This is a genomic window from Thalassospira marina, assembly GCF_002844375.1.
Lineage (GTDB): Bacteria > Pseudomonadota > Alphaproteobacteria > Rhodospirillales > Thalassospiraceae > Thalassospira > Thalassospira marina.
On the sequence record NZ_CP024199.1, the window covers coordinates 2,590,786 to 2,610,842 of the forward strand.

The window sequence follows — 20,057 nt, forward strand, 5'->3', positions numbered from 1 at the left end:
ATGGCAAACCTACAGCCACAACCTCTGGCAATGACCCTTGGCGATCCCGGCGGCATCGGGCCGGAACTCGCACTGAAAGCCTGGCAGGCCTATCAGATAGCAGGTAAAACCGCATCACATCAGGGCAGCGACATGCTGCCCTTTTGCCTGCTGGCCCCTGCCCGCATCATTGCACAATATGCGGGCATTCTCGGCTACGACGTCCCGATCATCCCCATCCGGGACATCAACGAAACAGCCGAAAACTTCGCAAAGGGACTGCCCGTTCTTGAGATCACTGATAATGGGGCCCCTGTAACGCCAGGTGTTGCTTCGGCCAGTACGGCCGCCATGGTGATCGACAGCATCACGACTGCCGTTGCCCTTACCCGGCAAGGCGTGGCATCAGCCGTTGTGACGAATCCCATCCAAAAAAGCGCGCTTTATCAGGCTGGTTTCAGCCATCCTGGCCATACTGAATTTCTGGCCGAACTGGCCGGTCCCGGCACCCTGCCGGTCATGATGCTGGCAAACAGCAAATTGCGCGTTGTCCCCATGACCATCCACATTGCCCTGTCGCAAGTACAATCGGTCCTGACCACTGACCTGATTATCGCACTAACCCGCATAACGGCGAGTGACCTTACGCGTGATTTCGGACTGGCAAAGCCACGCATCGCCATTGCCGGGCTTAACCCCCATGCGGGCGAAGACGGCGCCATGGGGACTGAGGAACAAACCATCATCGCCCCCGCCATCAAGCAGTTGCAGGCAGAGGGTTACAATGTCGTTGGCCCCCTGCCGGCAGATACCATGTTTCACGAAGAAGCCCGCGCCGAATATGATGTGGCGCTGTGCCCCTATCATGACCAGGCATTGATCCCGGTTAAAACACTGGATTTTCATGGCGGCGTCAATGTCACACTGGGCCTGCCCTTTGTCCGCACATCGCCCGACCACGGAACGGCCCTGAATATTGCTGGCAAGGGGGTTGCCCGGGTCGACAGCCTGATGGCCGCCCTGAAAATGGCCGGTGACATGGCACACAATCGCCTTAGCATGGATATCAAACATGACTGATGTTTCATCCCAGTCAGAACAGGCAACCGGCAAGCTCGCCAATGACGGCCTACCGCCCCTGCGTGAAGTCATCGCCGAACACGGCCTTTCGGCCCAAAAGAAATTCGGCCAGAATTTTCTGTTTGATTTGAACCTGACTGGTCGTATCGCGCGTACCGCCGCCCCGCTTGACACCGCCACTGTAATTGAAATTGGTCCGGGCCCCGGCGGCCTGACCCGCGCCCTTTTGTTTAACGGCGCCAAAAATTTAACGGTGATCGAGCGTGACCCGCGCTGCCAACCGGTATTAACGCAAATCAGCAATCATTATCCAAATTGCCTACATGTGATCGATGGCGACGCGCTGGAAGTCGACGTCACCACGCTGGGCCCGGCACCACGTAAAATCGTTGCAAACCTGCCCTACAATGTGGGCACGCTGCTGTTGTTGGGCTGGTTGGAAAAAATAGACGAATTTGCCAGCCTGACCCTGATGTTCCAGAAAGAAGTTGCCGAAAGAGTGGTGGCAAAACCGAAGACCAAGGCCTATGGCCGCTTATCGGTTCTGTGCCAGTATCTGTGCGATTGCGACATTCTGTTTGATGTGCATCGCAGTGCCTTTACCCCGCCGCCCAAGGTCACATCGGCTGTCGTCCAACTGGTCCCCAAAGTGGATCGCGGCGAAAATATCAGCCTTGATAGCCTGGCAAAAGTAACCCAGGCAGCATTTGGACAACGGCGGAAAATGCTGCGTGCCAGCCTGAAAAGCCTCAACATCGACGTTCTGGCATTATTGGAACAGGCGGGCATTGCCGAAACGGCCCGCGCGGAAGAGTTATCCGTCACCGATTTTGTCCGCCTGACCCGGATTTATGACAGCCTTTAAAAGAAATCCCCCTATGACACTGACATCAGGGGGATTTATTGATCACCAGCATGGCCCGAAATTATGGGTCAGTCGGTCAGAAGCTTTTTAACAAAGGCATTCAATTCCATCTGCCGTTCGCGCTTTACCCGCTCCGCACCGATAATATGCTCGACAGAGGCAAGGCACTGTTCCAGGTCATCATTGACCAGCACATAGTCAAACTCTTCCCAGTGGCTGATTTCGGCCCCTGCCTTTGCCATGCGTTTCATGATCACATCGTCGGCATCCTGCCCGCGGTCGCGCAGGCGGCGTTCCAGTTCGGCTGACGATGGCGGCAGAATAAACACCGACACAACATCATCACCGCCTTTTTCGCGCAACTGACGTGCGCCCTGCCAGTCAATGTCAAATAGCACATCCCGCCCGGCAGAAAGCGCTTCTTCAACCGGCTGGCGCGGCGTTCCGTAATAATTGCCAAAGACTTCGGCCCATTCCAGCAGCTCGTCATCGGCAATCATATGCTTGAAGCCATCAACAGACTTGAAGAAGTAATGCACACCTTCTTCCTCGCCCGGGCGCGCGGCACGGGTGGTTGCCGAAACAGACAGCGAAATATGGTCGTCTTTTTCAAGCAACTGGCGGGTAATTGTGGTTTTTCCTGCCCCGGATGGCGCACAGAAAACCAGCATGACACCCCGACGCTTATGCGAATCAATCATTGGTCAAACCTTTCGCCAACCGTTATTCGACGTTTTGTACCTGTTCGCGCAACTGGTCGATAATCACCTTCAAGTCCATACCGCAACCTGTCAGCTCGATATCATTTGCTTTGGAACACAGGGTGTTCGCTTCGCGGTTAAATTCCTGGCACAGGAAGTCAAGCTTGCGGCCAATCGCCCCACCCTTGCCAATCATGGTGCGCGCCGCTGCGATATGGGCTTTCAGACGGTCAATTTCTTCACGCACATCAACCTTGGTTGCCAACAGGGCAGCTTCCTGATGCAAACGATCAGCATCAAACTGCCCCGCCTCCATCACTTCGCCAATCTGGCGCTGTAACCGCGCACGGATCGCCTCTGCCCGCGCACCGGCACAGCTTTCGGCTTTCACCACTGTCTGTTCAATACGCTCAATATGGCCCTGCAGCAATTCCTGCAGTTTTACACCTTCGGCATCGCGGTTTTCCGCCAGTTGGGCAATCGCAGTGTCCAGTGTTGCCATCATCGCGCCCTCGCGGGCTTCGCGGCTGGCATCATCTTCGGTCTGCTCAACGGCTTCCAGCACGCCGCGTACATTCAAAAGGTCGGCAATCGTACCAGCTGCCAGTTTGCTGGAATTATCAAATTCTTCGGCAAGGCGGACCAGATCAGCCAAAAGATCGCGATTGATGCGGTAGCTGGTATTTTCCCCCGGCCGTGTCACATTCAGGGTGACACCGATATTGCCACGTTTGAAAGCCTTTGAAACCGCATCACGTACAGGGGCTTCCAGGCGTTCAGCACCATTCAGGCGGGCACGCACATCGAGTCCCTTGCCATTCACACTGCGAAGTTCCCAGACCCAGGCAAATCCCTCGCCTGCACCTTCGGCGCGGCCAAACCCGGTCATGCTTGAAACGGTCATGCTGCTGTCCATCCTGTTAAATTGTGTGGGGTTTTATAACGTCGCAACGTGATCCCGCCAAGGATAAGTCACTTTCAAAACCCACGGATTATGCATGTGGCATTCATATTGATGCCCCAATCATCCCCCATCTTCGCGCCAGTTACAGGGTGCAGATTCATAAATTCGGTTGATATCGCAGGTTGCCCGCGCGACATGTCGGCCAAATTTATAAGTCTGCACCCTTAAAACGCAAAAAATGCGCCATTAACAAAGCGGAATACGTCCTCGCATGTCTTTGCAATATAACGCAATTCTGATCACAGGTGCCAGTTCCGGTATCGGGGCGGCACTGGCGCGGCATTATGCGCGCCCTGGTGTCACCCTGTTTATCAGTGGTCGTAACCAGCCCCGCCTCAAACAGGTTGAAAATGACTGCCGCGAAGCAGGCGCCAATGTCTTTGCCGATATCCTTGATGTCACTGATGCCGGTGTCATGCATGAATATGTCAGCAAATGCCACGGTATCATGCCGCTTAGCCTTGTAATTGCCAATGCCGGAATTTCAGCTGGCAGTGGTGGTAGCGGCGAAACGTCCGGCCAGGTCCGTCAGATCATGGCAACCAATGTCGACGGTGTTTTAAACACCATCGATCCGGCCATCGAAGTCATGAAGCATGACGGGCGCGGGCAAATTGCCATCATGTCCTCTCAGGCATCCTGGCGGGGCCTGTCGACCGCGCCAGCCTATTGTGCCAGCAAAGCCGCCATCCGCATTTATGGCGAGGCCCTGCGCGGCAACCTTGCACGTGATGGCATCCGGGTGAATGTTATTTGCCCAGGCTTTGTAAAAAGCCGCATCACCGATGCCAATAGCTTTCGCATGCCGTTTCTTATGGAGGCTGCCAAGGCAGCCAAAATCATTGATCGCGGGCTAACCAAAAACCGCGCCATCATCGCCTTCCCCTGGCAAATGAATATGGCAACCAGCCTGCTTAAACACCTGCCATCGGTCATTTTTGAACGCCTGACAGCGCGCCTGCCCAAAAAGTCTGCACAGCAGAATGGATAAGCAACTTCACTGTACCGGCTGAAATCAGCCACCTAGCTAGGATAACACAAAAAAAGGGGCGTCTTTCCTGATGCGAAAGACGCGCCTTTTTCATCATAATACCCGCAAGGACACTGGATCAGTTATTGTCATCCTGGGCCCGCAATTTACGCCAGCGCGCCACATTACGATTATGTTCATCAAGTGTCCGGGCAAAAGCATGGCCCCCCGTACCATCGGCAACGAAATAAACTTCGTCGGTTGCGGCAGGATGCAGTACCGCATAAATCGCCTCGCGGCCCGGATTGGTAATGGGTGCTGGCGGCAAGCCCGTGACAACATAGGTATTGTAAGGGCTTTCAAACTTCAGATCAGCCCGGCTTAACGGCCGGTCAAGCGGCATGTCCGGGCTAACCGCATAAGCCACGGTCGGGTCGGACTGCAGGCGCATATTCTGACGCAGGCGATTGACAAACACACCAGCAACACGGGCGCGTTCGGCGGCAACGCCTGTTTCGCGCTCGACAATCGATGCCAGGGTCAGGGCCTGTTCGCGCGTCTCAAACGGTAAATCAGCCGCCCGCTTGGGCCACAGTTTTTCAAGCAGTTCGCCCTGCGCAGTGCGCATCCGGTCGATAATGCCCTGTTTTGAATCGCCATAGGAAAACTGGTAGGTTTCGGGCAACAAAGTGCCATCATCTGGCACGCTATCAATCGAGCCAACCAGCCCGTCCACACGGTCCAGGCGGTTTACGATCTCGACGCTGCGCAATCCTTCCGGGATCGTCACAAACCGTTTAACGGTTTCACCCGATGCCAGAATTTCAGCAGCCTGCCGCGGGCTGACCCGGGCGGGAAAATGATATTCCCCGGCCTGCAAGGAATGATCCAGGTTGGCTGCACGTACACCGGCCAGAAAGATCAGCGGGTCGGACACGATTTTATGGCGGGTAAGGATGGCGCCAATCTGGCGCACGCCAGTCCCCTGCGGGATGACAATGTCAATGCCCTGTGCAAGGCGGCTTGGCGAAGTGTAGGCGATATATACGTACACCGCCGCGCCCCCGATAGCGAACGCAGCGGTGATACATAACATACCAAGTAAGAGCAGAAAACGCCGCAATGCGTTCCCCTACTGACTTGTTAGACCGATTTGAACACCAGCGATGCGTTGGTGCCCCCGAAGCCGAACGAGTTCGACAAAGCGTAATTGACCTTGCGCTGTTTGGCTTCCAGCGGAACCAGATCAACACCAAGGCAAGCCTCGGACGGGTTGTTCAGGTTCAGGGTCGGCGGTACAGCACCTTCATGGATCGCAAGGATCGAGAAGACAGCTTCAATCGCGCCAGCCGCACCCAGCAGATGCCCGGTTGCCGATTTGGTCGAAGACATGGAAACCGAATTGATCGCATCACCAAACAGGCGTTTCACTGCACCCAGCTCAATCTCGTCACCCAGCGGGGTGGACGTACCGTGCGCGTTGACATAGTCAACCTGCTCGGGATTGATGCCTGCATTACGCAGGGCATTACGCATGGAGCGGAAACCACCATTGCCATCCGATGCCGGGGCAGTGATGTGATACGCATCGCCAGACATGCCATAACCGGCAATCTCGGCATAAATTTTTGCGCCACGGGCTTTGGCATGCTCGTATTCTTCAAGCACGACACAGCCGGCACCTTCACCCATGACAAAACCGTCACGGCCTTCGTCCCACGGACGGGAAGCTTCGGTCGGGGTGTCGTTATAGCCGGTCGAAAGCGCACGGGCAGCAGCAAAGCCAGCCATACCCAGGCGGCAAACAGCGGCTTCGGCACCACCTGCAACCATCACGTCGGCATCGCCAAGCATGATCAGGCGCGAAGCATCGCCAATGGCGTGTGCGCCGGTAGAACATGCGGTAACGACGGCATGGTTCGGGCCTTTCAGGCCATGCTTGATCGAAACCTGGCCTGAAACCAGGTTAATCAGGCAGGACGGAATAAAGAACGGACTGATACGGCGAATTTTGCCTTCGGCAAGCAATTCGGCAGATTCAGCAATACGCGGCAAACCGCCAATGCCTGAACCGATCATGACACCAGTGGCTTCGCGGTCTTCTTCTTCTTCCGGCGCCCAGCCGGAATCAGCAAGCGCCTGGTCAGCAGCAGCAATGCCATAGACGATAAAATCGTCCATCTTTTTCATGTCCTTGACGGAAACATGATCTTCGGCATTGAACTCGTCAGCACCCGTTCCACGCGGAACCATACCCGCAATCTTGGCGGGGATATCAGACACATCAAAATTATCGATAGCTTTGATGCCCGATTTTCCGTTCAGCAGCCCCTGCCAGGTAGCACGGGCACCGTTTGCGACAGGCGTGACTGCGCCAATACCGGTTACAACTACGCGTCTCATCCCGCTTTACGCCTTTATTTTATGAAAATTGCAAAGACGAAAAGGGCGCCCGAGGATGCCTCTGGCGCCCGCGTCAAACAGCAAAATTAGCCGTTTGCCTTTTCGATGAAGTCAATCGCGTCTTTGACGGTCAGAATTTTTTCAGCGGCATCGTCGGGAATTTCAACGCCGAATTCTTCTTCAAACGCCATGACCAGCTCGACGGTATCCAGGCTGTCGGCGCCCAGATCGTCGATGAAGCTGGCGTTTTCCGTGACCTTGTCTTCTTCAACACCGAGGTGCTCGACAACGATCTTCTTCACGCGATCTGCGACATCACTCATAGCTTAAATCCTTCAATAGGTTCTCTGTCAGTAGTTTAACTTATCCTTAAGTTCGCCCTCTCTGGTGCGAACCGGGACCGTGGAAACCGGCAACCGTAATTGCCGGTTCCGGTAATTTGGTATAGCGGCCTCTTTTAAACAGAAAAGCAGGCAACCCGCAACGGGTTAAATCATCGCCATTCCGCCATTTACATGCAAGGTCTGACCGGTGACATATCCGGCTTCGTTACTTGCAAGGTACAAAACCGCTGCGGCAATTTCAGCACTATCGCCCATGCGACCGGCAGGAATGCCGCCCAGCAGCTTTTCTTTCTGGGCATCGCCCAGTTCTTCGGTCATTGCCGTGGTAATGAAACCCGGTGCAACACAGTTAACCGTAATGCCGCGTGCGGCAACTTCCTGTGCCAGCGATTTTGACCAGCCAATCATGCCGGCTTTGGCCGCGGCATAGTTGGTCTGGCCCGGATTCCCGGTCACGCCGACAATCGAGGTAATGTTGATGATGCGGCCAAAACGGCGCTTCATCATGCCACGCAGGGAATTGCGCGCCAGCTTGAAGGCCGCGGTCAGGTTCACATCGAGAACCGCCTGCCAGTCTTCATCCTTCAAGCGCATTGCCAACTGGTCACGGGTGATACCGGCATTGTTCACCAGAATATCAAGTTGACCACCAAGGGCTTCTTCTGCCTGCTTGATCAGCCCGTCAACCGAGGCACTGTCCGAAAGATTGCCCGGCACCACAACGGCGTTTTCGCCGATTTCGGCAGCAACGGCTTCAAGGCGTTCCGCACGGGTACCCGAAAGGGCAACCTTGGCACCAGCACTTGCAAGCGCCTTGGCGATTTCGCCGCCAATGCCACCCGTTGCGCCCGTTACCAGTGCCGTTTTACCTGTCAGATCAAACATATGTTTCGTTCCTGTCACTTTTTAAACCGGTGCCGCCTTAAAGCGCGCCCAGAAATGCTTCTATATCTGCCGGACCATTGATTGCGGTACCGTTAAGATCGCGATCAATTCGACGCACCATGCCGCTCAGAACCTTGCCAGCACCGATTTCGACCAGTTCGGATATACCCTGTTCTTTCATATAAAGAACTGATTCGCGCCAGCGCACTGTGCCGCAAACCTGTTTAACAAGCAAATCACGTATCGCATCGGCATCCTGCACCTTCGCGGCAGTCACGTTGGCAACCAGCGGCACTTTCGGTGCATTCATGGTAACGTCGCCAAGGGCTTCGGCCATACGGTCCGCTGCAGGCTGCATCAGGGCGCAATGGAACGGTGCTGAAACCGGCAGCAGAACGGCGCGCTTGGCACCCTTTTCCTTGGCCAGTTCAATCGCACGTTCAACAGCGGCCTTATGGCCCGAAACCACGACCTGCCCATTGGCATTGTCGTTGGCGGCAGTGCAAACATCACCCTGTGCGGCCAGCTCGGCAACAGCGGCGGCATCGGAAAAATCCAGGCCCAACAGGGCGGCCATTGCGCCAACACCAACCGGCACGGCAGCCTGCATTGCCTGACCACGGATTTTAAGCAAACGCGCAGTATCGGAAATACTGAAGGTGCCCGCAGCAGCAAGGGCGGAATATTCGCCCAGCGAATGGCCAGCAACAAGCGCGCATTTATCCGTCAGGGTAAAGCCGCCTTCTTTTTCAAGAACACGGGTAACAGCAAGGCTGACAGCCATCAGCGCGGGCTGGGCATTTTCCGTCAGGGTCAGATCCCCTTCCGGGCCTTCAAACATCAGCGTACTGAGTTTCTGGGAAAGTGCGTCATCAACTTCCTGAAACACTTCACGAGCCAAAGGAAAGGCATCGGCCAGTTCCTTGCCCATACCAACTGCCTGCGACCCCTGACCGGGGAATACAAATGCGCGTGTCATTATTGATATAGCACCCTTGTCTGCGTTTATGTCGCCCGGCGCGCCCGGCCCGACAATTTAAAAGGCCCCCTTGATAACGCGCCCGCCCGTCCTGTCAAGACCGGACACCATTATGCCGCGCAGGAAAAACCAGATTGTTGTCAAAGGTGGCTTAGAAATTCACGATTGCAAGAAAAAAGGCAGCAAACATCACAATTTGTCTGCTGCCTTTTCATATATGAAACGGAAATCAGTTAAATACCAGATCCCCGATCCGGGCCAGACAGCCCCTATTCAAGGTAATGCTGCATGCTTGAAACAACGCTGTCCGAGATGTGCGATTTGGTAATCACACCACGCACATCGGACTGGCGCGGCAAACCGCGGCATGGCTGAACAACAACAGCAGCCCGTGCCTTACGGCGATGCATACGCTTGATCACGTCAAACAGCGTGGTTTTATCAACAACCACAACAAAATCCTCATCGACAACATCGCTAAGCGTTGCGGTGCCCTGCTCGCCTGCAATGGCAAACAGCTGGTCAATATCGGGTAGCACGCCCACAATACGATCACCCGCAACCACAACAATCGATGCCACCTTTGGCTTCGGCGTCAGGTTTTCAACGGCTTCGGAAACACGCATTGCAGCATCCAGGAAGATCGGCTCGCGATCCATCACCTCATGTGCCGGGTGAACCATGAACATGTTGCTGTGGCGTTCCTTGGGAATATGCAGGCCGCGCAGCACCAGTTTGGACGTATAGATGGTTTCGCTGATCAGCATACGGCGAATACCCAGTGCAATTGCCACAGCCACAACCAGCGGCACGACAATATTATAGTCACGGGTCATCTCGAAAATCATGATGATCGCCGTCATTGCCGCACCAGTACCGGCCGCAACAACACCGCCCATGCCAACCAGGGCAAATTCCGCCGGGTTGATACCAGCATCAGGGAAGATCATCGACCCGATCACACCAACAGCACCGCCCATCGTCGCACCAATAAACAGTGACGGCGAGAACACACCACCTGATGCACCCGAACCGATACTGACCGATGTCGCATACATCTTGGCAAAGAACAGGATCACCAGCAGCGGCAGGGTCGTCATGCCACCACGCAGAATTTCCTGGATCGTGCCATAACCAACGCCATCGACATAATAGTTGCCTGCCGTCAGGAACAGCACATACATCAGAATGCCGACCGAAAGCATGCCAGCAGCATGACGGGCATAGTCATTGACCGGCAGCTTTTTGAAGAATTTGTCGGTGATCAGCATCGATCGGATCAGCATCCAGGCGGCAACACCGCTTAGAACACCCAGCACCACATAAATAATAAGTGCTTCAACATCGATTGCCGAAACCTGCGGAATGGCGGCCAGCGGCACTTCGAAGGCCGGCGCCAGACCAAAGGAAATGCGCCCGATATAGGTCGCAGCCCCCGTTGCAATCACGACAGGCAGGAAGGTCCGGGTCGAAACCTCGGGCATCATCAGTTCGATGGCAAACAGCACCGCACCCAGCGGGGTGTTGAATGTTGCCGCAATGCCAGCACCCGCCCCTGCAGCCAGCAGCGTAATGCGCTGGCCGGTCGGCAGGTTGCGCAACTGCGCGATACTTGAACCAAGGGACGAACCGATCTGAATGATCGGGCCTTCACGACCAACGGCTGCCCCCGTACCAATTGACAGGGCCGATGCAACAGACTTGATCAACGCCACCAGCGGGCGAATGCGCCCCTGATTGAAATAGATGGCATTCATCACTTCCGGCACGCCGTGGCCTTTGGCTTCCGGGGCGAAATTGTTGACGAGGAACACAACAATCATCCCGCCAAGAACCGGGACAAGAATAATAAGGGGTCCCCACGCCGACGGGGCCGTCAGCATATTGGCGTCATATTCCAAAGAGAATGTGCCGTAAAACGCCACGTTGTGAATGATCGCCACCAGCGCACGGAACGCAACCGCGCCGTACCCGGTAATGATACCGACAACTAGGGAAAAGAAACATAAAGTAAGAAGCGTTGCGCGCCGGGACGACGCACCTTCAACCTGGGATTCAACCATCACCAAACCATGTACATTCTGAGTATTGCCCGGTCATGCGCTCAGCAACACGAAAGCCCTGCCCCGCAATTTTTGTTGTCGTTAAGAGGAGGAGGCAGGAAAAATGTGCAAGAAAGAGAGATAGACCGGTTCGACGAATGGCCCTAAGCTGTACCCGCACACCCGTTGCAAATCAAGGGAATATCCGGCTTTGCATAGCCGCTCTTAGAAAAGTGCAACGCTTTTGTGACAATTTTTCAGGCAGGGCTTGCGCCCCAAGGATCGTGCAAACCTGACCTGCAAAAACCGGGACGTCGAATCGTGTGAAAATCGCGGTATTTGCCGTTGCACCAATTGCCGAAAAGTGTATATTCGCCCGCTCACGGCTCCTTGCCGGGACGTACCCGGCTATGCCTGCACGACATGAGGTCGTGCCAGGAAGAGACAAGCCACAAGGGGTGATTAGGAGAATTATGAGCAAGTACGAAAGCGTGTATATTGCACGTCAGGACTTCTCGACTGCACAGGTCGAAGCCCTGAACGAAAAGCTGAACGAAACCCTCACCGGCCTCGGCGCAACTGTTGCCAAGACCGAATACTGGGGCCTTCGTTCCCTGACCTACCGGGTCAAGAAAAACCGCAAGGGTCACTATACCCTCTTCCAGATCGAAGCCGACAAGGACGCGATTGCGGAATATGAACGCCAGATGCGCTTCAACGAAGACGTTCTGCGTCAGATGACCGTAAAGGTTGACGAGTTCGAAGAAGAACAGTCGGCCATTCTGCGTAACCGCGACGAGCGCGGCAGCCGTGGCAACCGCCGCAGCGGCCCGCGTCAGTAATCGAGTAACGAGGAGGATATATCATGGCTGGACGTCGTCTGTTTTTCCGTCGCCGCAAAACCTGCCCGTTCTCGGGTGCGGATGCGCCGAAGATCGACTACAAAGATGTCAAACTGTTGCAGCGTTTCGTTTCCGAACGCGGCAAGATCGTTCCGAGCCGTATCACGGCCGTTTCGGCCAAGAAACAGCGTGAGCTTTCAAAGGCTATCAAACGCGCTCGTTTCCTGGCGCTGCTGCCCTACGCAGACCAGGTCTGAGGCAGTCGGCAAGAGACTTTGTTTTGCGGTCTCGGCCACGGAGTAGCTAATGTCTTCGCGTGATACCCTGATGTCGATCGGTGCAGGACTGGGCAGTGCGCTCTTGTTCCTGCTGGTATTGACAGGAAGTCCGCTGGCTTTGCTGCTTTCCTATTTCGGGCACTTGCCACTTTTCGTTATCGGATTGTGGCGCGGACCCAAAAGCCTGCTGGTTTCGGCGCTTGCGGCATGTGCAGCCCTTCTTCTTCTGGGCGGCCCCATGCCATTCACGGTCTTTCTGGTCGTGATAGCCGGACCGGCGACGATGCTGACCCGCGTGGCGCTGATTATGCGGGCTGACGACTCCGGGAAACCGGGGTTCATACAGCCCGGGATCATTTTGGCAGCCATGGCCCTGGCAGTTGCAGTGGTGGTGACAATCGTCCTTGCAACTATCGCGGCGGAAGGTCTGGAAATACAGGAAGTGATCGCTCACTTCTTTTCGACGATGTACTCCTCGATGGGTGTTCCGCTAACCCCGGAAATCCAGCAGGTCATCGCGATCTTCCAGGCATACTTCCCGGCAATTGCGGCCTTGTCCTGGTACCTTATGGTTCTGGTCAACGCCATGATTGCACAGGCAATTCTAGTGCGCGCAGGCCAAAACCTGCGCCCGACGCCTTCACTGGCATCGCTTGAATTACCTGGCTGGTCGCTTTTTGCGTTTGCCCTGGCCGGGGCATCCATCGCGTTTGGCGATGGCAACCTGGCCTATATCGCACGCAACGTCGCGGTTGTATTGGCGGTGCCGTTCCTGTTTCAGGGCCTGGCGCTAATACACGGGCAGGCAGCCCGATGGCCGCAAAAACGTTTGATATTGACGGTATTTTATATCGTCGCGGTTCTGTCTAGCTGGTCGTTTATCGCGATTTGCGGACTTGGAATTGTTGAGCATTTAATCAGGCTGCGGGGGAACCAACCGATGACCCGTAGCAATGAGGAGGATCGGTGATGGAAGTTATTCTGCTCCAGCGGGTGGAAAAACTCGGCCAGATGGGTGACGTTGTCACCGTGAAGCCGGGCCACGCCCGCAACCGCCTGCTGCCCCAGGGCATGGCCCTGCGCGCAACCAAGGCAAACATTGCTGTGTTCGAAGCACAGAAAGCCCAGCTTGAAGCTGACAACCTTGAACGTCGTAGCGAAGCCGAAAAAGTTGCCGAAAGCCTCGGCACTCTGGCCGTTACCCTCGTTCGTCAGGCTTCTGACGTTGGTCAGCTTTACGGTTCGGTTACTGCCCGTGACATCGCGGTTGCCGTTACCGAAGCTGGTTGCACCATTTCGCGCGGTCAGGTTCGCCTGGATGCCCCGATCAAGACCCTGGGTCTGCATGACGTTACCATCGCTCTGCACCCGGAAGTCCTGATCACGGTTACCGCCAACGTTGCCCGTACCGAAGAAGACGCTGCAGAGCAGCTTCGTAAAGGTGCGGCCGTTCTGGGCACCATCGACGAGATGGAAGAAGAAGAAGCTCTCGCTGAAGAAGCATCCGAAGAAGAACTGGAAGCTGCTGGCGAAGAAGAAGCTGCTGAAGCCAACGCCTGATTGGTGTTGCCTTACAGGTTTCGGGAAACGGCGTATCCATACGGATGCGCCGTTTTCTTTTGCCCGGGGCGGAATTTTTCCTGCAAATGTAAAAAGTTGCCCCATGGCAGGACCTTTGCGGTTACGGTATACCCGCTATGACCACAATGGTTTTACACTTTCAGCTCAACAGGATGACTGATACCCTCCGCCATCATGAATGATCCCGAGCTCGATGCCCTGTTTGCACCTATGGATGCAGACGAAGGTGCAAACAACAGTACCCCCCTTGAACGCATGGCCCCTCATAACTTTGAGGCGGAGGCTGCGTTGCTGGGCGCTATCCTGAACAACAACGCCGCCTATGAGCGCGTGTCCGATATTTTGCGCCCGGAGCATTTCGCCGATGCCCGCCATGGCCGCATCTTCGAGGCATGTGGTAAGCTCATCGAACGTGGCCAGCTTGCCAACCCGGTGACGCTGTCGGCCTATTTCCGTCAGGATGAACATCTGGCCGAAATTGGTGGTCCGCAATACCTTGCCGAGCTGTCCAATAACATGGTTTCGGTCATCAATGCCGGCGACTATGGCAAACTGGTTTATGACCTGTATCTGCGCCGCGAACTGATTGATATTGGCGAAAATGTCGTCAATGAAGCCTATCAGTACGAACTTGACGCCGATGCCTCCAACCAGATCGAAAATGCCGAGCAGCGGCTGTTTTCCCTGGCAACGGCTGGGGCGGCGGAATCGGGCTTTGTTGCCTTTGGCCCGGCCCTGACCAAGGCGGTCGAAAATGTCGAACATGCCTATAAAAACGCTGGCAAGGTTGTCGGTGTTACCACCGGCCTTCGCGATATTGACCGCAAGTTGGGGGGGCTGCACCCTTCCGACCTTCTGATCCTGGCGGGTCGTCCGTCGATGGGTAAAACGGCACTGGCCATGAACGTGGCTTTTAACGCCGCGATTTCAGCCCACAAAAACCGCAGCAACCCCGAAGACCAGGATGACGAGCTTCGCACCGGGGCGATTGCTGTCTTCTCGCTTGAAATGGCGGCCGACCAGCTTGCCGGTCGTTTGCTGTCCCAGGCGGCCGAGGTTTCGGGCGACAATATGCGCCGAGGTGACCTGACCGAGGACGATTTTGAACGTCTCGTCATTGCCTCGCGCGAACTTAACACCGTTCCGCTTTATATCGACGATACGCCAGCCCTGCCGGTATCAACATTGCGTACCCGTTGCCGGCGTCTGAAACGCCAGCACGGTCTTGCCATGATCGTGGTTGACTATTTGCAGCTTCTTGCACCGCCAACCAACTTCCGTGGCGATGGCCGCGTGCAGGAAGTCTCGGAAATCACCCGTTCTCTCAAGGCAATCGCCAAGGAACTTGGCTGTCCGGTGCTTGCCCTCTCGCAGCTTTCGCGTGCGGTTGAACAGCGCGATGACAAACGTCCGCAGCTTTCCGACCTTCGTGAATCCGGCTCGATCGAGCAGGACGCCGACGTCGTGATGTTCATCTATCGTGAACAATATTACCTCGAACGTGCCGAACCTGCCCAGAAGCCAGAAGAATCCAACGAAAAATTCTCGGAACGCTATTCGCAGTGGCAGGAACGGTTGAACCACGTTTACAACACTGCCGAAGTTATTGTTGCCAAGCAGCGACATGGTCCGGTCGGTAACGTCCGCCTGTTCTTTGATGGTAACTACACCAAGTTTGGCGACCTTGATCATGTCGCCGAAGAATTTGAAGAATAACCCACTATGTACATAACGGGGTTTTAAGCCGATGAGCGTCCTTCCCGCCCCTGGCCGTGCGGCAGATTGCGCACAGCTGGAAATTAACCTGAAAGCAATCGCTGAGAACTATCAGCGCCTGCAGAAAACCTATACCGGCCGCACAATGGGCGCTGTGGTGAAGGCTGATGCATATGGGCTGGGTGCCAAGGCGATTGTGCCGGTTTTGAAAAAACAGGGCTGCCGCCTGTTTTTTGTGGCCCATGCCAACGAAGCCGCCGACCTGTTCCCGTTATTGCGGGGTGGCGGGCGCATTGCCGTCTTTAACGGCCTGATGCCCGGCGACGAAGAATTCTTCATCGAAAACGACGTGATCCCGGTTCTGAACGATCTGGGCCAAATCGAACGCTGGTCGAACCTGTGCCGCGAATATGAACGCCCGGCACCGGCCTTTATTCACCTTGATACCGGCATGAACCGCACGGGTCTGTCGCCGCGCGAACTGCAGGAACTGATCGAACGCCATTCGCAGTTGCTATATGGTTTCGAGAAGGCCGGTTATATGACCCACCCGGTCGCCGCCGACGAGGCCGATAACCCCATTACGCGCGAACAGTACGACCTGTTCATGAAATGGTATCGCCGCCTGCCCCCGGCCCCACGCGGATTTTGCAATTCGTCGGCCATTTTCCGCCACAAGGATTACCACCTTGAATTTTGCCGGCCGGGTTATGCCCTGTGGGGTGGCAACCCGACACCGGAAAAATCCAATCCGATGCGCAATGTGGTCACGTTAACAGCCAAGGTCCTGCAATTGCGTCAGATTGACACCGGTGAGTCGGTCGGATACGGTGCGTCCTGGCGGGCCGAACGGCCATCAAAGATTGCAACCATTGCTGCAGGTTATGCCGATGGCTGGTTGCGTCATCTTTCCAATGTCGGGAAACTTAAAATCGGCGGAATCGCAACGCCCATGGTAGGACGTGTTTCCATGGATGCCTTTGGCATTGATGTAACCGACCTTCCCGAAGGCAAGCTGAAACCGGGTGATGACGTTACCCTGCTTGGCAAAGACTGCACTGTTGATGATATTGGCACCATGTCCGGTACCATCGGCTATGAAATCCTGACCTCGCTTGGTCATCGTTATCAGCGGGTTTACACCGAAGGCTGACCGGCCCGGGCATTTGCCCGCCGATTGCCAAAAACAAGGGAATAACGCCCCAGATGCCGATCTTAGCGCCGGTAGGCCGGATATTTCTTGCATTTCTGGCTGTTGTCGGCCGGGTAACCGTTTTCGCAGCAAAAACACTTTTGCATTGCGTGACGCCGCGTTTCTATTTCCGGCTGATCTTCAAGCAGATGTGCGAAATCGGCTATTATTCGCTGCCGGTTGTTGCCATGACCACGCTGTTTGCCGGTATGGTGCTTGCCCTGCAAAGCTATTCCGGCTTTTCGCGTTTTTCGGCCGAAAGTGCAGTTGCCACCGTGGTTGTCATTTCCATGACCCGCGAACTTGGCCCGGTTTTGGCCGGCCTTATGGTTGCGGGCCGCGTGGGTGCGGCGATTGCCGCTGAAATCGGCACCATGCGGGTTACCGAACAGATCGACGCGCTGGTAACCCTTTCGACGAACCCGTTTAAATATCTGGTTGTGCCGCGTGTGATTGCCGGTCTGATAACCCTGCCGATCCTGGTTTTCATTGGCGATATTATTGGCGTTCTGGGTGGTTACACCGTTGGTGTGAACAAACTGTCCTTCAATTCCGGTTCCTATATCCAAAACACGTTTCAGTATCTTGAAACGCTGGATGTGGTCTCGGGTCTGGTCAAGGCCGCGGCGTTTGGTTTCATCATTACGCTGATGGGCTGCTATCAGGGCTATCATTCACGCGGCGGCGCACAGGGCGTTGGACAGGCTACCACGAATGCCGTGGTTTCCAGCTCCATCCTGATCCTGATCGCCAACTATATCGTGACCGAACTGTTCTTCGTTCGCTAAGCGGGGCCGCAAAACATGTCTGACAGCCCGAAAATCAGCCTGACTGACCTGCATAAAGGCTTTGGCCCCAAAAAGGTGCTTCAGGGGGTTAACCTGAATGTTGCCGCAGGCGAATCTGTCGCCATCATTGGCGGTTCGGGCACCGGTAAATCCGTTACGCTAAAATGCATTCTGGGTCTTCTTACGCCGGACAGTGGCTCGATCAAAATTGATGGTGTCGAAATGGTTGGCGCAGACCGCAAGGCCCATGATGCCATGCTGGCCAAAACCGGCATGCTGTTTCAGGGTGCCGCCCTGTTTGATTCGCTATCGGTCTGGGAAAATGTCGCCTTCGGCCTGATCGAAGGCCAGGGCATTGCCCGCAAGGAAGCCCGCGAAATTGCCATTAAACGCCTGGCCGATGTGGGCCTGGGTGGTGAAATTGCATCGCTGTCGCCCGCATCGCTTTCGGGTGGAATGCAAAAACGTGTCGGCCTTGCCCGCGCCATTGCCACCGAACCCGAAATTCTGTTTTTTGACGAGCCGACCACCGGCATCGACCCGATCATGGGTGACGTCATCAATGATCTGATCGTCAAATGCACCCGCGAACTAGGGGCCTGTGCCCTTACCATTACCCATGATATGGCAAGTGCGCGCAAAATTGCCGATCGCATCGCCTTTCTTTACAAAGGCACGATCATTTGGGATGGCCCGGTGGCCGATGTTGAAAACAGCGACAATCCCTATTTGCAGCAATTCATTTCCGGCAACACCGAAGGTCCGCTTGACCTTGATCTAAAGCATCTTTAATCCCGGCATCTGATTGCGTATCGTCACACCTGCACCTGCCTGCAGGCGTCCACGCCCCTGACCGCAGCCATCACTGGCCTCCAAGGGTCTTTGGCGGCAGGGTGCGATCAGACCGTGAACCAGACATTTCAAAATCCAGCGGAGCTTTTCGTGGCAAAAACCCAAAGCCGTTTCATCTGCCAGAATTGCGGTGCCGAATACCGGAAATGGACGGGCCATTGCGATGCCTGCGATGCCTGGAACACCATCGAGGAAGAACGCATCGAAGCCGGGCCGAAGGCAACAGGTGGCATCACCACCGGTGCGCGCGGCAAGCAACTGGATTTTGTTGCCCTTGAAGGTGAAAGTGCGCGCCCGCCCCGCATCATTACCGGCATTACCGAACTGGACCGTGCCTGTGGCGGCGGCCTTGTTCCCGGTTCTGCCCTGCTGGTTGGCGGCGACCCCGGCATTGGTAAATCCACGATCCTGCTGCAGGCGGTTGGGGTGTTGGCCGCGCGACATAAATGCGCCTATATCTCGGGCGAAGAAGCGGTTGACCAAGTGCGTATGCGTGCTGCCCGCCTTGGCCTTGAAAAATCCAAGGTCGATTTCGCCGCTGCCACCAGCCTGCGCGATATTATTTCAACGCTGGATCAAAGCAGCCACGAAGTGGTGGTTATCGACTCCATCCAGACCATGTATGCCGACACCCTTGATAGCGCACCGGGAACGGTATCGCAGGTGCGTGCCTGCGCGCTGGAGCTGATCCGCCTGGCAAAGCGCAAAGGCTTTGCCGTGATCCTGGTGGGCCATGTCACCAAGGAAGGGCAAATTGCCGGCCCCCGTGTGCTGGAACATATGGTTGATACCGTTCTGTATTTTGAAGGCGAACGCGGCCACCAGTTCCGCATCCTGCGTGCGGTGAAAAACCGTTTCGGCGCCACCGATGAAATTGGCGTTTTTGAAATGGGCGATGCCGGGCTGGTAGAAGTTCCCAATCCTTCTGCGCTGTTTCTGGCCGACCGTGACGCCCCGGTTAGCGGCACCGCCGTTTTCGCCGGGTTAGAGGGCACCCGCCCGATGCTGGTTGAAATCCAGGCGCTGGTGGCGCAATCGGCACTGGCAACGCCGCGCCGTGCCGTTGTTGGCTGGGATTCCGCGCGCATGAACATGATTTTGGCCGTCCTTGATGCCCGTTGCGGTCTGCCGCTGAGCCAGTTTGACGTTTACCTGAATGTCGCAGGTGGCCTGCGTGTTGGCGAGCCTGCCGCCGACCTTGCCGTGGCATCAGCCCTGATATCGGCCGTGGCCGATGTGCCCGTCCCCGCAGAAACGGTTATCGTTGGTGAAATTGGCCTGTCAGGCGAAGTGCGCCCCGTCGGCCAGATCGAAGCCCGCCTGAAAGAAGCCGCCAAACTGGGCTTTGCCAATGGCTATATCCCGCGGCACGGCCAGAACGCTAAAAAGAAGCTGAGCATAAAGGGCCTGAAACAGGTTGAAATCAGCCATCTTCAGGATTTGGTAAATTTATTCGGTCAGGATGTCCGTGAAAAGGTGCGTCCGCGCGAAGGCATGTATTAACCCTGCCCGCTGCCCGCCGCACCCTTGGGGACTTTTCCGATCATTTCAGCTTTCGATAATACCGGCTATGCCGCCTTTCCGCGATACGCGGAT

20 protein-coding genes are annotated in these 20,057 nt (G+C 55.7%); 12 read left to right on the plus strand and 8 right to left on the minus strand.

Features of this window, described 5'->3' with window-relative positions; genetic code table 11:
* Both pdxA and rsmA read left to right on the plus strand, forming a co-directional pair.
* Complete coding sequence (gene pdxA, locus CSC3H3_RS11805; protein WP_101284936.1) at nt 1-1,059, plus strand: 4-hydroxythreonine-4-phosphate dehydrogenase PdxA; 1,059 nt, start codon at nt 1-3, stop codon at nt 1,057-1,059.
* Nucleotides 1,052-1,924 (plus strand): 16S rRNA (adenine(1518)-N(6)/adenine(1519)-N(6))-dimethyltransferase RsmA, encoded by an 873-nt coding sequence (gene rsmA / locus CSC3H3_RS11810; RefSeq protein ID WP_101284937.1) that lies wholly within the window; start codon nt 1,052-1,054, stop codon nt 1,922-1,924. Before pdxA ends, rsmA begins: the two co-directional genes overlap by 8 nt.
* A 68-nt stretch (nt 1,925-1,992) precedes the next feature.
* Here rsmA and gmk read toward each other — a convergent pair whose 3' ends face one another.
* Both gmk and CSC3H3_RS11820 read right to left on the minus strand, forming a co-directional pair.
* Complete coding sequence (gene gmk, locus CSC3H3_RS11815) at nt 1,993-2,625, minus strand: guanylate kinase (protein ID WP_101264387.1); 633 nt, start codon at nt 2,623-2,625, stop codon at nt 1,993-1,995.
* A 22-nt stretch (nt 2,626-2,647) separates the two neighbouring features.
* Nucleotides 2,648-3,529, minus strand: coding sequence for a YicC/YloC family endoribonuclease (locus CSC3H3_RS11820; RefSeq protein WP_101264388.1), 882 nt, complete (start codon nt 3,527-3,529; stop codon nt 2,648-2,650).
* 271 nt (nt 3,530-3,800) lie between these two features.
* Between CSC3H3_RS11820 and CSC3H3_RS11825 the strand changes: the two genes are divergently transcribed.
* Entirely contained in the window at nt 3,801-4,580 is a 780-nt protein-coding gene (locus CSC3H3_RS11825; protein ID WP_101284938.1) for an SDR family NAD(P)-dependent oxidoreductase, read from the plus strand.
* 118 nt (nt 4,581-4,698) lie between these two features.
* Here the strand turns inward: CSC3H3_RS11825 and mltG are convergent, their stop codons facing one another.
* The 6 genes from mltG to CSC3H3_RS11855 all read right to left on the minus strand — a co-directional run bounded on the left by mltG (nt 4,699) and on the right by CSC3H3_RS11855 (nt 11,233).
* Nucleotides 4,699-5,613 (minus strand): endolytic transglycosylase MltG, encoded by a 915-nt coding sequence (mltG, locus tag CSC3H3_RS11830; RefSeq protein WP_342751293.1) that lies wholly within the window; start codon nt 5,611-5,613, stop codon nt 4,699-4,701.
* A gap of 89 nt (nt 5,614-5,702) precedes the next feature.
* Entirely contained in the window at nt 5,703-6,962 is a 1,260-nt protein-coding gene (gene fabF, locus CSC3H3_RS11835) for a beta-ketoacyl-ACP synthase II (protein ID WP_101284940.1), read from the minus strand.
* 86 nt (nt 6,963-7,048) lie between these two features.
* Nucleotides 7,049-7,285 (minus strand): acyl carrier protein, encoded by a 237-nt coding sequence (locus CSC3H3_RS11840; protein WP_073956513.1) that lies wholly within the window; start codon nt 7,283-7,285, stop codon nt 7,049-7,051.
* Nucleotides 7,286-7,450: 165 nt separating this feature from the next.
* Nucleotides 7,451-8,191 carry a 3-oxoacyl-[acyl-carrier-protein] reductase gene (gene fabG / locus CSC3H3_RS11845; protein ID WP_101264392.1) on the minus strand — a complete coding sequence of 247 codons (741 nt, stop codon included), beginning with the start codon at nt 8,189-8,191 and terminating at the stop codon, nt 7,451-7,453.
* 37 nt (nt 8,192-8,228) lie between these two features.
* Nucleotides 8,229-9,170, minus strand: a complete 942-nt coding sequence (gene fabD / locus CSC3H3_RS11850; RefSeq protein WP_101284941.1) for an ACP S-malonyltransferase — start codon at nt 9,168-9,170, stop codon at nt 8,229-8,231.
* Between the two features lie 269 nt (nt 9,171-9,439).
* Complete coding sequence (locus tag CSC3H3_RS11855) at nt 9,440-11,233, minus strand: chloride channel protein (RefSeq protein ID WP_101264394.1); 1,794 nt, start codon at nt 11,231-11,233, stop codon at nt 9,440-9,442.
* 452 nt (nt 11,234-11,685) lie between these two features.
* Here CSC3H3_RS11855 and rpsF point away from each other — a divergent pair, with 452 nt between their 5' ends.
* The 9 genes from rpsF to radA all read left to right on the plus strand — a co-directional run bounded on the left by rpsF (nt 11,686) and on the right by radA (nt 19,964).
* Nucleotides 11,686-12,054 (plus strand): 30S ribosomal protein S6, encoded by a 369-nt coding sequence (gene rpsF, locus CSC3H3_RS11860; protein WP_101264395.1) that lies wholly within the window; start codon nt 11,686-11,688, stop codon nt 12,052-12,054.
* 23 nt (nt 12,055-12,077) lie between these two features.
* Entirely contained in the window at nt 12,078-12,311 is a 234-nt protein-coding gene (gene rpsR / locus CSC3H3_RS11865; RefSeq protein WP_101264396.1) for a 30S ribosomal protein S18, read from the plus strand.
* 49 nt (nt 12,312-12,360) lie between these two features.
* Nucleotides 12,361-13,302, plus strand: a complete 942-nt coding sequence (locus CSC3H3_RS11870; RefSeq protein WP_101264397.1) for a DUF2232 domain-containing protein — start codon at nt 12,361-12,363, stop codon at nt 13,300-13,302.
* The gene (rplI, locus tag CSC3H3_RS11875) at nt 13,302-13,892 is read left to right on the plus strand and encodes a 50S ribosomal protein L9 (RefSeq protein WP_101264398.1); all 591 of its coding nucleotides are present in this window, start codon (nt 13,302-13,304) and stop codon (nt 13,890-13,892) included. Before CSC3H3_RS11870 ends, rplI begins: the two co-directional genes overlap by 1 nt.
* A gap of 195 nt (nt 13,893-14,087) precedes the next feature.
* Nucleotides 14,088-15,629, plus strand: a complete 1,542-nt coding sequence (locus CSC3H3_RS11880; RefSeq protein ID WP_101264399.1) for a replicative DNA helicase — start codon at nt 14,088-14,090, stop codon at nt 15,627-15,629.
* 31 nt (nt 15,630-15,660) lie between these two features.
* Nucleotides 15,661-16,782, plus strand: coding sequence for an alanine racemase (gene alr, locus CSC3H3_RS11885; protein ID WP_101264400.1), 1,122 nt, complete (start codon nt 15,661-15,663; stop codon nt 16,780-16,782).
* 53 nt (nt 16,783-16,835) lie between these two features.
* Entirely contained in the window at nt 16,836-17,609 is a 774-nt protein-coding gene (locus CSC3H3_RS11890) for an MlaE family ABC transporter permease (RefSeq protein WP_101284942.1), read from the plus strand.
* A 15-nt stretch (nt 17,610-17,624) separates the two neighbouring features.
* Complete coding sequence (locus tag CSC3H3_RS11895) at nt 17,625-18,401, plus strand: ABC transporter ATP-binding protein (RefSeq protein WP_101284943.1); 777 nt, start codon at nt 17,625-17,627, stop codon at nt 18,399-18,401.
* 150 nt (nt 18,402-18,551) lie between these two features.
* Nucleotides 18,552-19,964 carry a DNA repair protein RadA gene (gene radA, locus CSC3H3_RS11900; protein WP_101284944.1) on the plus strand — a complete coding sequence of 471 codons (1,413 nt, stop codon included), beginning with the start codon at nt 18,552-18,554 and terminating at the stop codon, nt 19,962-19,964.
* Nucleotides 19,965-20,057 lie beyond the last annotated feature (93 nt).